At 39.8% G+C, this 12,526-nt stretch carries 11 protein-coding genes; 3 read left to right on the top strand and 8 right to left on the bottom strand.

Annotated elements, in window-relative coordinates; genetic code table 11:
- The first annotated feature begins 209 nt into the window (after positions 1–209).
- On the top strand, positions 210–1,253 hold the full coding sequence (locus tag A5816_RS00485) for a YeiH family protein (RefSeq protein WP_002375009.1): 1,044 nt from the start codon (positions 210–212) through the stop codon (positions 1,251–1,253).
- A 62-nt stretch (positions 1,254–1,315) separates the two neighbouring features.
- On the opposite strand, the gene A5816_RS00480 is transcribed toward A5816_RS00485, so the two are convergent.
- Positions 1,316–1,780 (bottom strand): methylated-DNA--[protein]-cysteine S-methyltransferase, encoded by a 465-nt coding sequence (locus tag A5816_RS00480; protein ID WP_033795758.1) that lies wholly within the window; start codon positions 1,778–1,780, stop codon positions 1,316–1,318.
- Between the two features lie 245 nt (positions 1,781–2,025).
- On the opposite strand from A5816_RS00480, the gene A5816_RS00475 reads away from it, so the two are divergent.
- Positions 2,026–2,973 carry a glycosyltransferase family 2 protein gene (locus tag A5816_RS00475; protein WP_002375005.1) on the top strand — a complete coding sequence of 316 codons (948 nt, stop codon included), beginning with the start codon at positions 2,026–2,028 and terminating at the stop codon, positions 2,971–2,973.
- Positions 2,974–3,073: 100 nt separating this feature from the next.
- Here A5816_RS00475 and A5816_RS00470 read toward each other — a convergent pair whose 3' ends face one another.
- The 3 genes from A5816_RS00470 to A5816_RS00460 form a co-directional block, all read right to left on the bottom strand.
- Positions 3,074–5,146 carry a DNA topoisomerase III gene (locus A5816_RS00470; protein ID WP_073994822.1) on the bottom strand — a complete coding sequence of 691 codons (2,073 nt, stop codon included), beginning with the start codon at positions 5,144–5,146 and terminating at the stop codon, positions 3,074–3,076.
- The gene (locus A5816_RS00465; RefSeq protein WP_002312065.1) at positions 5,079–5,456 is read right to left on the bottom strand and encodes a DUF1033 family protein; all 378 of its coding nucleotides are present in this window, start codon (positions 5,454–5,456) and stop codon (positions 5,079–5,081) included. The genes A5816_RS00470 and A5816_RS00465 overlap by 68 nt, the downstream gene beginning before the upstream one ends.
- A gap of 128 nt (positions 5,457–5,584) precedes the next feature.
- Entirely contained in the window at positions 5,585–6,145 is a 561-nt protein-coding gene (locus A5816_RS00460; protein WP_086311151.1) for a TetR/AcrR family transcriptional regulator, read from the bottom strand.
- A gap of 149 nt (positions 6,146–6,294) precedes the next feature.
- Here A5816_RS00460 and A5816_RS00455 point away from each other — a divergent pair, with 149 nt between their 5' ends.
- Positions 6,295–7,587: a multidrug efflux MFS transporter gene (locus A5816_RS00455; RefSeq protein WP_002329559.1), complete on the top strand. Its 1,293-nt coding sequence runs from the start codon at positions 6,295–6,297 to the stop codon at positions 7,585–7,587.
- Positions 7,588–7,646: 59 nt separating this feature from the next.
- On the opposite strand, the gene A5816_RS00450 is transcribed toward A5816_RS00455, so the two are convergent.
- The 4 genes from A5816_RS00450 to A5816_RS00435 all read right to left on the bottom strand — a co-directional run bounded on the left by A5816_RS00450 (position 7,647) and on the right by A5816_RS00435 (position 12,390).
- Positions 7,647–8,765 carry an aminotransferase gene (locus A5816_RS00450; protein ID WP_086310451.1) on the bottom strand — a complete coding sequence of 373 codons (1,119 nt, stop codon included), beginning with the start codon at positions 8,763–8,765 and terminating at the stop codon, positions 7,647–7,649.
- Positions 8,766–8,778: 13 nt separating this feature from the next.
- The gene (gene arcD, locus A5816_RS00445; RefSeq protein ID WP_010731990.1) at positions 8,779–10,200 is read right to left on the bottom strand and encodes an arginine-ornithine antiporter; all 1,422 of its coding nucleotides are present in this window, start codon (positions 10,198–10,200) and stop codon (positions 8,779–8,781) included.
- A 244-nt stretch (positions 10,201–10,444) separates the two neighbouring features.
- Complete coding sequence (mnmA, locus tag A5816_RS00440; RefSeq protein WP_002313365.1) at positions 10,445–11,566, bottom strand: tRNA 2-thiouridine(34) synthase MnmA; 1,122 nt, start codon at positions 11,564–11,566, stop codon at positions 10,445–10,447.
- A 206-nt stretch (positions 11,567–11,772) separates the two neighbouring features.
- Positions 11,773–12,390, bottom strand: a complete 618-nt coding sequence (locus A5816_RS00435; protein WP_086311150.1) for a hypothetical protein — start codon at positions 12,388–12,390, stop codon at positions 11,773–11,775.
- Positions 12,391–12,526 lie beyond the last annotated feature (136 nt).

Here is a 12,526-nt window from a genome sequence, read left to right as displayed (position 1 = left end):
ATAAGAACAGCCAAACAAAAACAGCTTCTCACGTTTTTGAATTGGTTGGGCTTAATACCGATAAACTGGCTTTTAAACACCGTTTATTCGAAATAAGAGGTTGTGACAAGACTTTTGTCACGACCTCTTATTCTTTTGTCAAAATACTGGTTTAGTGCTACTATGTTCGAGTATGCTTTTAGTATTTATTGACGAAAGGAACCAATCAAATGAAATCATTGTCACATCCAATAAAATCTGTAAAGGATTCAGCGGTCCGCGAGATTTTGCCCGGGTTACTGCTTTCTTTTGCCATCGCTGCCGTCAGCCGGCTTCTTGCTATTTATCTGCCACAGTTAGGTGGAGCGACTATTGCTATTTTATTGGGTATTTTATTAGGAAATACTTTTTTTAAACAGCCTGTTCTAGCAATCGGCACAAAATTCGCTGAAAGCAAACTATTGGAATTCTCTGTTTTTTTACTAGGTGCAACTGTCACCGCTCAAACGATTGCTCAAATTGGTGTAAAAGGAATTGTTTTTGTGTTACTACAGATGTCAGTCACTATCATCGGTGCTTACTTGATTGGTAAGAAACTGCAATTCAGCGATACTTCTTCTTTGATGATGGCTGGAGGAAACGCTGTTTGTGGTTCTTCTGCTATTGCTTCGATCGCCCCTTCCATTCATGCAAAAGAGGAAGAAAAAGGACAGATCATCACACTGGTCAATCTACTAGGTACTGTGATGATGTTGACCCTCCCTTTTCTTGGATTACAGCTATTCGGCGGAAATCTCATTGAAAAAAGCGCACTTTTGGGTGGTACACTCCAATCTGTGGGTCAAGTAGTCGCTGGTGCAAGTTTGCTTGACAGTTCTGTTGTCGAATTTGCCATGTTGTTTAAGATTCTACGTATCATGATGCTTGTTGTTGTTGTCTATTTGTTTGAAAAATTCATGCACAAGAAACAACCAGCTCTGTTTGAAACACCGACTGATACGCAGAAAAAACGAAAATTACCGCTTCCTTGGTATGTATTAGGGTTTGTGATCTTTTGTTTGGTCAACAGCTTGTTTTCTTTACCTTTAGTTATTGACCAATCGGCACATTTTATCAGTAGCTGGTTTGAGATCACTGCTTTAGCGGCAATTGGGCTGCGTTTAGACTTTGCAAAATTCATGAAAGAAGGTACACGTTTCTTATCTTACGGATTGGCTGTCGGGATTCTCCAAACAGTGATGGCTTTACTATTTATTTGGCTGATCAAACTTTAGAATAAACACGAAAAAACAGTTGTGATTCTCGCATGGAACAATGTTCGAATCACAACTGTTTTTTAATTTTGCAGATACCCTTCTAATAGCAACAATTGGCGTTTGATTTCGACTCCATCTGTTGCGTTTCCCATATATCCTGTCAGTTTTCCATTTTGCCCGATCACTCGATGACAAGGAATAACGATTGGCAATGGATTGGTTCGATTTGCCTGTCCAATCGCTCGCACAGCTTTCGGACTATCGACAGCAACGGCTACTTCTTTATACGTTCGGATTTCTCCATAAGGAATGGTCGACAAAGCTTTCCAGACATTTTGCTGAAAAGGCGTACCTCTCTTTATAGATAAAGGAACTACAAATTCTTTTCTTTTTCCCGCAAAATATTCTTCAAACTGTTCTTGTGTGCGCGTTAAAATTTGCTGATTCGCTTCTTCGCTTTCCGAAATTGGCTGAAAAGATACGGCAGTCAATCCGGATTCATCTGCATCTAACCATAAAAAGCCGATAGGTGTGTGTATTTTCATTTTGTTTGCTCCTGGTCAACAGACTGGAGCTTCCTCCTTTTTCTCTGTCCGAAATTACTTGCCAACTACTAAAAATTGTTCTTAAAAGTTTGATAAACCGAGGAAACATGGTAAACTAAATACGGCAGTTTACCAAAAGAATACCTGTTCTTTTACGTAAAATCAAATTTAAAAGGTGTTATTTAAGGTTTATTAAATTTTGAATGTAAACCATATATAAACATACGATTGAAAGGATAGAAACGATGAAAGTATCAATTGTTGTCCCATGTTTCAATGAAGAAAAAACGGTTCCTCTTTTTTTTGATGAGGTTGAAAAATTCAAAGGTGCCCATGAGTTCGAATATTTATTTATTGACGATGGATCAAAAGACGGTACGTTAGCAGCAATCAAGAAGCTAGCTGCAGCTTATCCTTATGTCCGCTTTGTCTCATTTTCCAGAAATTTCGGGAAAGAAGCGGCTCTATACGCTGGATTACAAGCTTCTACAGGAGATTTAGTGACTGTTATGGATGTTGACTTACAAGATCCGCCTGAACTGCTTCCTGAGATGATTGAACGAATCACTACTTCTGATATCGATTGTGTCGGCACCCGGCGTTCGACTCGTGAAGGTGAGCCTGCAATCCGCAGTTTCTTCGCGAAAAAATTCTACCAGTTGATCAATAAAATCAGCGATACAGAAATGGTCGATGGCGCTCGTGATTTCCGTTTGATGACCCGACAAATGGTGGATGCTGTCCTAGAACTAACAGAATACAACCGATTTTCAAAAGGATTATTCAGTTGGGTCGGATTCAAAACAGAATATATTTCTTATGAAAACCGCGAACGTGTAGCTGGTGAAACATCTTGGTCCTTCTGGAAATTGTTCAACTACTCGATTGATGGTATCGTGAACTTCTCCGATGCGCCATTGACGATTGCTTCATTTATCGGCGCTTTGTCTTGTGTTTGTTCTGGTATTGCGATCTTGTTCATTATTTTGCGAGCATTGCTGTTTGGTGATCCTACATCAGGATGGCCTTCCATGGTCTCGATCTTCCTATTCATCGGCGGAATCCAACTGTTATGTCTTGGAATCATCGGAAAATATATCGGAAAAATTTTCTTAGAAACGAAACAACGTCCTGTTTATATTATTAGAGAAACAGAAAAAGTGAAGCCAAATGAATTGAAGCCTCACCAATAATATACGTCAAATGAAGTGAACATTTTTTTAAATGAAGAGGGACTGTGACAAAAATCTTGTCACAGTCCCTCTTTCCGAACAAACGGTGTTCCACATCTTCTTACTTTTTCATTGCCGCTTTTAGTGCTGCTGCTAATGGGCTTTCTTCTGGTTCTTCTGCCTGTGCATATTTTTTCAGCAAGCGACGTTCTTCATGTTTGGTCATTTTCTTCTTCTGCTCTTTTTTATCAAGCATTTTTTCTGTCGTTCCGTCGTATTTACAACGGAAATAAGCACCATTTTTGCCTTCGATGATTTCCATTTTCCGGTGACATTGTGGGCAGCGATGGTTGGAGACTTTTGGATCTTTTCTTCTGCGGTAGCTGCAATCTGAATTGGTGCAGACATAAATTTTGCCGTCTCGTGTGTTTTTCTCACGCAGATTGGCCCCACATTCTGGACATTTCTTTTGGGTGATCGAGAAATCTTGATATTCTTGTTTGCTTGATTTGATCTCATTCACCAAGCGTTTTGTTTCTTTTTCGATTCCATTCAAGAAGGTTCCTGCTTGTTTCTTTCCTGCAGCAATCGCTTCAAGGTCTTTTTCCCAGCTTTCTGTCAGATCCGGCGTCACTAAAGATGGGTTGACTAATACTAATAATTGTTTACCTTTAGGGGATACTTGCAGTCCTTGAGGGGTACGTTCCATCAGCTCTGATTTGATCAGTTTCTCAATGATCTCTGCACGAGTAGCCGGTGTTCCCAGACTGTATTTTTCCATTTGTCCAAGCAAGCTTGCTTCTGTCAATGGTTTAGGCGGTGCAGATAATTCTTTTTTGATGGTGAAATCAGGATTGATCCGCATTCCTTTTTCCCATTTGACTGTTTCTGTTTCAGATTCCGTTTCGCCTTTCCACCCTGCTTGGACGACACGATTTTGTCGGAAAATGAATTGTTCTTTACCAAATTCAACCGTGACTTTTGTCTGACTGACTTTGTGTGGTTGAGCAAACAAGCCTAAGAAACGAGAGACGATCATCTGATAGATTTTTTGCTCTTCATTACTTAGTTTTTCATAACGTGCTCGGTTTTCAGTTGGCAAAAGCGCATGGTGATCGGTCACTTTATTGTCTTGGAATACTTTTGTCTGTTGGACGATGGCTCCGTTTTTCAAATACTGCTTGACCTCAGGAGCAAAGTCGCTGACTGCTTGCAGTCGTTCTTTCATCGTACTTTTCATGTCGTTTGTCAGATATTTGCTGTCTGTACGCGGATAAGTAACGATTTTATGGGTCTCATATAAACTTTGTACAAGACTTAATGTTTTCTTTGCAGAATAGCCATAGCGTTGATTGGCTTCTCTTTGGATCTCTGTTAAATCATAAGGTAGCGGCGCAGATTCCGTTTTTAATTTTTCTTGGATATCTGTGACAGTTCCTTTGCTTGTACTGATCAATTGAACAAGTTTTTGTGCTTCTTCTTGTGTTTTTAAAGCAAATTGATTTTTTTGAACCATTTTGGCTTGTTCTTTTCCAGCGTGCAACGTGATCGTAAAATACGTTTGTGGACGGAACTGTTCGATTTTCTTTTCTTGATCTCTCACTAATGCTAGTGTCGGTGTCTGCACACGGCCTGCTGATAAATTATCGGCGTACTTCACAGTTAAGGCTCTGGTCACATTCAATCCTACCAACCAGTCCGCTTTTGCCCGGGCAAGAGCAGATTCATACAATGCATCATATTCTTTTGCAGGTCTTAGTTGCTTGAATCCTGTTTTGATTGCTTTATCTGTTTGAGAAGAGATCCATAACCGCTTCACTGGTTTATTGAAATGCACATACTCTAAGATCCAGCGAGCAACAAGTTCCCCTTCCCTTCCGGCATCTGTCGCAATGACTGCTTCTGAGACATCTTTTCGTTGAGCCAGCTGCTTGATTGCTTTTAATTGATGTCCTGTTTTAGGAAGTGGTTTGATTCCTAGTTTTTTAGGGATCATTGGCAACGTGTCCATTTGCCAGCTCTGCCATTCCTTATTCAGATCTTCCGGCATTTTCAATCCTAATAAATGACCAAGGGCCCAAGTAACGATCACCTTGGGTCCTTCATAATAATTTTTGTGCTTTTGATTAGCACCAAGCACCTTGCTTAGGTCTTTCGCAACGCTTGGTTTTTCCGCTAGAATTAGTTGTTTCATAAAATTCCTTTCTGCTTTCTACTGTGATGGGCTGATGATTTTTCAACAACGCAAGTCCCTTGTATTGCTGTAAATCATCGTCACACTCTTCACACCAGCGCTCATCTCCGTCATTCCAAAAGGCGCTGAGAAAGTTGCTTTTTGCATTGATATATTCATAATTTTGATGGATCGCGATCCATTGTTTTTCGTACGCTTGTCGTGCTTCTTCAAAAGACTCGAATGTTTCTTCTGCTTCAATATCTTCTTCCCAGTCTTCAAAGAACCACCAAGGCTCATTGTCCCCGAACATGGTAATTACTTGATACATACTCGTGCTCCTTCTTTCAGCTTTTCTAGACTCATCTTAGTCACTTTTCAAGAAAGTTGCAAGAATTTTCTCTTATAAAAGGATCATTTAATGAACATCTTGAAAATGATATAAATGAATCTGATTGTTTAAGGCAAAGTAGCGATAAAGTCATTGATCATCCAAAAATAGCTGTCCTCTGGATCGATTGTCGGTTCTTTTGTAAAGTATCCTAAAAAACGCAAGGAAAGATAACCGTGGATCATACTACGTAATTCTCTGCTTCGGTGGACTTTTTCTTCTTTCATTAATTGAAAAGCCTCAAAGATCTGCAAAATGATCTGGTTCGTTTCATGGATTCCCTCTAATAATACTGCTTCATTGGTGTGGGGCACACTGATCAGCAACTCATACACTGCTTGATTCGAAAAAGCAAAGGATCGATAAGTTTCTGCATAGATCTGCAGTGCTTCCTGACCACTTTTTCCCACAAGAGCCCGACGCAGCTGGTCATTAAGTTCCTGCAGAAGTTTTGCTGTTAACGCTGTTTTGACATCACGAATATTTTTGAAATGGTTATACAGCGAGGGAGCCTTGATATCCAAGCGTTTTGCTAAATGCTGAAAGGTTATTTGCTGAACATCCATCTCTTCTGCTAGTTCTCGAAAGCAGTCGATGATTTTCTCTTGAGACAGATTTCTTTTTTTCATTTCCATGTTTCCTCTCATAAAATAAATCCTTCACTCTTTCAGTTTACCACGAAAAAGAAAGAGAAAAAAGAGACTTTCATTGATAAACTACATATTGTAGTTTATAATAAAGAGTTGTAGATGAAAATTTTCAGAAAGAAGGAGTCTAATTGGCTGCAAGAATAAAGGAAAAATTATTTAGGAAAAGAGAAACTTGGGAACAAAACTTGTTTGTCTTATGGTTTGGAACATTTATGGCTGGTATCGGATTTAGTTTAGTCATGCCTTTTATGTCACTTTACATAGATACGTTAGGTAATTATAGTACGGCACAATTGAACTTTTGGAGCGGATTGACTTTTTCATCTACTTTCTTGGTGACTACGCTGATCTCTCCTTGGTGGGGGAAATTAGCCGACCAAAAAGGAAGAAAATTGATGCTGCTGCGTGCTTCATTAGGAATGGCAATCGTCATTTCTTTGATGGGTTGTGTAACTAGTGTGTATCAATTAGTCGCATTGCGTCTGCTTCAAGGGATTTTTTCTGGTTATATCAGTAATGCCACTGCCCTTGTCGCAACTGGGACGCCAAAAGAAAAAAGTGGTCAAGTTCTTGGGACCTTAGCAACTGGTTCTGTTACAGGAACATTACTTGGACCGCTTCTTGGCGGGATCTCTGCTTCAGCGTTTGGCTATCGCCCTACCTTTTTCATTACAGGGATCATCTTATTTTTCGTCTTCTTGCTGAGTCTGTTTTTCGTCCATGAAAAATTTGTCCCAGTGAAAAAAGAAAACATGGTTTCTGCCAAACAGATTTTCAAAGACTTGAAATATCCACACGTCGTCATCGGTATGTTCGTCACAACGATGATCATCCAAGCATCCAACAATTCTATCAGCCCAATCATCAGTCTGTACATTCGTCAATTGCTGCATGGACATGGGAATGTTACATTGATCAGCGGAATCATCGCTTCGATACCTGGAATTGCTACTTTGATAGCCGCTCCAAGATTTGGTCGCTTAGGTGACAAGATTGGGAGTGAAAGAATACTTGCGATTGGTTTGGGTTTTGCGATTTTGGTTTATATCCCAATGGCATTCGTCACGAATGTTTGGCAATTAGCTGCCTTACGTTTTTTGATTGGTATCTCTGATGCTTGTCTGCTCCCTGCTGTCCAAGCATTGATCACAAAATATTCGCCTCATCAAGCTGCTGGACGGATCTTCAGTTATAACCAATCTTTCCAAGCAACTGGTAACGTAGTAGGACCTATGATCGGCTCCAGTGTTTCCAGTGCATTTGGTTATCGTGGCGTTTTTCTTTCGACTTCTCTTCTTGTTTTGGTCAACTTCTTGCTTGTACGACACAATACACAAGAGATCCATCAGCAAGAAACTGCAGAAGAAAAAGCTTCAGGAGTCTCCATATCTTCAGAGCACTCTCCTTCTCATAGACAATAAGCCTAACTGAAAAACACTGCTTGAACAGTTGTCACAGACTGTCCTTGCAGTGTTTTTGTTTAGGCCTGTTTTTTCAAGAATTCAGATAAGAGGAATAATCCCTTTTCCAAGGTTTCTTTTTTACAACAGTAACCTAGTCGGGCATGCTTCGGTAAATCAAAGGCACTTCCTGGTACTAATAGTACTCCTGTTTCTTCTAATAAATTGGTACAAAATGTCTGATCATCTTCTTCGATGGCTAATTTGATGAAAGAAGTAGAGACGTAATTGGGAGCGACAAGTTCAACTTTCGGTTCATTTGCTACCCATTGTTTTAAAATCGCAAGGTTCTCTGTAATGATCTTTTTGTTTCGCTCCAAGATTTTTTCTTTATTCTTCAATGCATGTACAGCAAGATCATCTGACAGGACTCCGCCGCAAATCATCGTGTAGTCTCGATATTTTCGAAAAACCTCTGCCAATTCAGGTCCAGTAGCTGTCCAGCCAATACGGATACCTGGAATGGAGTAGGTTTTGGATAGGGAATTGGTTGCTATACCTTTCTCATAGACATCTACGATCGACAAGAATTCACCATTATCCGTTAAAGGCGCATATACTTCATCTATCAATACATATGCATCTACTGTACGAGCAATTTCTGCGATTTTTTCTAAAGTTTTCCGATTTAGCAATGTGCCTGTAGGATTGTTTGCACTATTCAAACAGATGATTTTTGTTTCAGGTTTGACTAAAGCTTCCAGCTGTTCTAAATCAAACTGCCAATCTTCTTCTTCCTTCAAATGAACAAAGTCAACAGTGGCACCTAAAGATTTGGGGATGTCATATAATTGCTGATAAGTAGGAAGCATCGAAACAACATGGTCTCCTGCTTCCACTAACGCGTATAGAGCTAAAAGATTAGCACCAGTCGCTCCGTTCGTTTGTAAGATGTTTTCTGGATCGACGGTTTGATAAAGAGAAGCGACTTCTTGTTTGAACGCATCTGATCCTTCAATCCAGCCATAGTCCAATGGTTCATTTTTGCGTTTTTCGAAAAACTCACTTACGTTGGTCCCGTCTAAGCCAACGAGTTCGTCTAATGTCAATGCTTCGATCGAACTTTGTGCAATATCATATACCGCTTTCTTTTCCCATTTATTTAGCCATTCTTCTACACCGAAATTTGCGATTTCCATGTTTCTTTCCCCCTTATATCTTGATCCAGCCTACAGCAAGCAACCCGATTGAAAGCAGCGCGGCCACACAAATCAGCCCAATCATTACTTTTTCTTTTCCCGTAATTTGATGGTTGTTTTCCCGACAAGCAATCCAGTAGAAGCAAAAACCAGGAAGATAGGCAATACTACATAAAAGGACATAAGAAAATCCTGCTAAAGTGATTCCCATCAATTCAAAAACTACAGCAATCCCACCGATCACTACTTGTTTTTTGATTCCTTCTTTTAAAGAAAACTGGACTTGATAGATCCCGACAAGCAGATAACAAATCAAGATTGCCGCTGTACATAAAGAATAGGCAAATTGATAGGCATAATCAGTAACTAAGAAAGTCAATAAGAATAGATTAGTCAAGATGGCAGTAACAATTAACGAATAAGTTGGGGCATTTTTTTTATTCGTTTTTCCCCAAGCTTTCGGCAACAGACCGTCTCGAGCCATCAACATCGTTGTTTCTGCTGGGAGCATCGTCCAAGACAGCCAAGAACCGATGATCGAAATGATCAACCCGATATTGATCAGTGCCGCTCCCCAATTTCCCACGATTCCTTTTAAAATATTTGCCATAGCAGGTTGTGAAATAGTTGCTAACTCTTCTTGAGATAAGACACCGTATGGCAAGATCGAAGCAAGGATATAGATAAACAATAAACAAAGCAGCCCAATGATGGATGCTTGCTGGGCTTCTGAACGTTTCTTCGCGCGGTTAGCTAAAACACTTGCACCTTCGATCCCTACAAAGACCCACATCATGACCATCAAACAACCTTTGATCTGCAACCAGATCGTTCCTTGCTGTCCTGATCCGTTCACTAGATTATCAGATACGTTGCCCCAAAAATCAGTAGTGAATATATTCACTTTAAATGCGATAAATACAAATATTAAAAATAGGAATAATGGCACTAATTTACAGATCGTCACGATCGTATTGATCACGCTCGCTCCTTCGATCCCATTGTTTACTAATAAAGTCAGACCCCAAATAAAAAGACTTGCAAATAAAATAGAAGGAACATTTTGTCCTCCTTTGAATATCGGAAAAAATTCTCCCATGGCACTCATTAGCATCGTCGCAAAAGCAACATTTCCTAGCCACGCAGACAACCAATAGCCCCAGCCACTAATGAAGCCACCTAACTTCCCAAATGAAGCTTCTGCATACCCAAAAATCCCGCCATCCAGATCTGGGCGTTTTTCTCCTAAATGATTCAGCGATAATACCAAAGCTAAAATACCAATCCCGACGATTATCCATGAAAGGATTGCTGGCCCAGGGGCTGCAGAACTAGCCAAATCACTCGTGATTCCAAACACACCGCTTCCGATTGACGAACTGACAACGAGAGCAACCAGTCCCCACTTACTAATACCTGTCGATTTCTTTTCCATTTCCATCACCTTCACTTATAAAATTGAACAAACCACCTGCAAAAGATATCCTTTATTTTGCAACTGCTCTTGCTTACCAAAAAGCAACTTTATTCATATTATTGGATATTATGGACTGTTTTCACTGAAATTACAAGTATAAAATGAATAAAAATTAATTTTATTGCAAAAAAACAGCTATGCTGTCCAAAAGAAAAGGGGTTTCTTTTGTTAGCCATAGCTGTTTTGATTCATTTCATATCGCTTAAACGTATTGTAAAACTTTTGTTTCTTGGTATGCGTGGTCGATCAAACCGCCACCTAGACATTCCATTCCGTCATAAAATACAACTGCTTGTCCAGGAGTGATGGCACGTACAGGTTCGTCGAATACGACTTCTGCACGGTTATCATCCAATAAGCGAACTGTCACAGGAACATCTTGTTGACGGTAACGGAATTTCGCTGTGCACTTGAATTCTTTTGGCATTGGTTCATTCGTCGTAAAGTGGATTTCACTTGCATCCAAGCTTGTGGCGTACAGTGCAGGATGGTGGAACCCTTGACCCACGTATAATGTGTTCGTCGCTAAATCTTTCCCTACGACAAACCAAGGTTCTTGCGAATCTCCTCCGCCACCGATTCCTAGGCCTTGACGTTGACCGATCGTATAGTACATCAAGCCAGCATGTTGCCCTTTGACTTCACCGTCAAGAGTGACCATATTTCCTTTTTTCGCTGGTAGGTAGTTGCTCAAAAATTGTTTGAAGTTCTTTTCACCAATAAAGCAGATTCCTGTTGAATCTTTTTTCTTAGCAGTCGCAAGGCCTGCGCGTTCAGCAATTGCCCGCACTTCTGATTTTTCCATACCGCCTAGAGGGAACATCGTTTTTGAAAGCTGTTCTTGTGATAATTGACTAAGGAAGTAAGTTTGATCTTTATTGTTGTCTACTCCGCGAAGCATATGGACCACACCGTTTTCATCGCGAGTGACTTGCGCATAATGTCCAGTAGCTACATAATCAGCACCAAGATCCATTGCATAGTCCAAGAATGCTTTGAATTTGATTTCTTTGTTACACATCACGTCTGGGTTAGGTGTACGTCCTGCGCGGTATTCGGCTAGGAAATATTCAAATACACGGTCCCAATATTCTTTTTCGAAATTCACAGAATAATAAGGAATCCCGATTTGAGCAGCTACTTTCGCTACATCCTTATAATCTTCCGTGGCCGTACATACGCCGTTTTCGTCCGTATCATCCCAATTTTTCATGAAGATTCCGATCACGTCGTATCCTTGTTCCTTTAATAAAAGTGCTGTTACAGATGAGTCGACACCGCCGCTCATCCCTACGACAACGCGTGTTTGGCTGTTGTCTGTCATGATATCACCATCATTTCAATTAGATTCTGAAACATCTACGAGTTGAAGGTCGCAACTTTTCAGTATTTTACATTATACGTCATATTTCTGAAAATTTCATCCCTTAATTATCAGCGTTCGAATACATAACATATTATAGGGAAAAAACAGCGCTATCTTCATACTCCAGTGATTCTCATGATCAAAAGAGGAACGGCAGTTTCGATTCATAAGAAAAACAAAAGAACAATATTGTAATAAGTAGCAAATAAGTAATTCATCCCTAATAGCAGCCACTTTATTCGATTATCTTCAAGTTTTGTAGAGAAATAGAGACCCATCAAGCCGGAAATCATCATGAAAAGCAACAAAGGGATAACAAGCCAAGATTTAATAGTATTTGAATGGAAAGCCAACAAGTAATGGATCCCAATAAGCGAACTGATCGATATCAGCATCGGTAGACCTAGACCGAACAGGTAGAATGTTTTTTTCTTTTTTTGATAGTCTAATGTTACGACTGCTCCAAAATACAATACACATACTAACAACAACTCCCACCTAGGTAAACTTATCCACCCGATGATCCACCCAATGATGTAAACAAGCCCTACTCCGCAAGTCAAAAGAAAATGGAGAGCAATCACTAGCCATTTTACTTTTATAGAATCCATTCTTCTTGTAAAAACTAGACTGATACCACTTAAAATCCAACATGAATACTGGACGATTAGAAACCCTATCACTTCATGACGAATATACAAATGACTGCTGAGCAAAATCATACAGAAGACTAACAGAACCATCGATACCCGCTTACTTTTCTTACTTTCTATTGATAACATCCAACTCTCTCCTTTTAATTGACCCATACATCGCCTTCCTCATACCCCAATGATTCTCATGATTAAATGAAATGAGGAACGGCAGTTTCGATTCATAAGAAAAACAAAAGAACAATATTGTAATAAGTAGCAAATA

Source organism: Enterococcus sp. 3G1_DIV0629, assembly GCF_002141285.1.
Classification (GTDB): Bacteria; Bacillota; Bacilli; order Lactobacillales; family Enterococcaceae; genus Enterococcus_B; species Enterococcus_B lactis.
This window is presented reverse-complemented; position numbering and strand designations above follow the sequence as displayed.

What these genes read in the sequence shown, in the direction of transcription:
- A5816_RS00485 (WP_002375009.1), top strand. Translation starts at nt 210, where the DNA reads ATGAAATCATTGTCACATCCAATAAAATCTGTAAAGGATTCAGCGGTC.
- A5816_RS00480 (WP_033795758.1), bottom strand. Translation starts at nt 1,780, where the DNA reads ATGAAAATACACACACCTATCGGCTTTTTATGGTTAGATGCAGATGAA.
- A5816_RS00475 (WP_002375005.1), top strand. Translation starts at nt 2,026, where the DNA reads ATGAAAGTATCAATTGTTGTCCCATGTTTCAATGAAGAAAAAACGGTT.
- A5816_RS00470 (WP_073994822.1), bottom strand. Translation starts at nt 5,146, where the DNA reads ATGAAACAACTAATTCTAGCGGAAAAACCAAGCGTTGCGAAAGACCTA.
- A5816_RS00465 (WP_002312065.1), bottom strand. Translation starts at nt 5,456, where the DNA reads ATGTATCAAGTAATTACCATGTTCGGGGACAATGAGCCTTGGTGGTTC.
- A5816_RS00460 (WP_086311151.1), bottom strand. Translation starts at nt 6,145, where the DNA reads ATGAAAAAAAGAAATCTGTCTCAAGAGAAAATCATCGACTGCTTTCGA.
- A5816_RS00450 (WP_086310451.1), bottom strand. Translation starts at nt 8,765, where the DNA reads ATGGAAATCGCAAATTTCGGTGTAGAAGAATGGCTAAATAAATGGGAA.
- arcD (WP_010731990.1), bottom strand. Translation starts at nt 10,200, where the DNA reads ATGGAAAAGAAATCGACAGGTATTAGTAAGTGGGGACTGGTTGCTCTC.
- mnmA (WP_002313365.1), bottom strand. Translation starts at nt 11,566, where the DNA reads ATGACAGACAACAGCCAAACACGCGTTGTCGTAGGGATGAGCGGCGGT.
- A5816_RS00435 (WP_086311150.1), bottom strand. Translation starts at nt 12,390, where the DNA reads ATGTTATCAATAGAAAGTAAGAAAAGTAAGCGGGTATCGATGGTTCTG.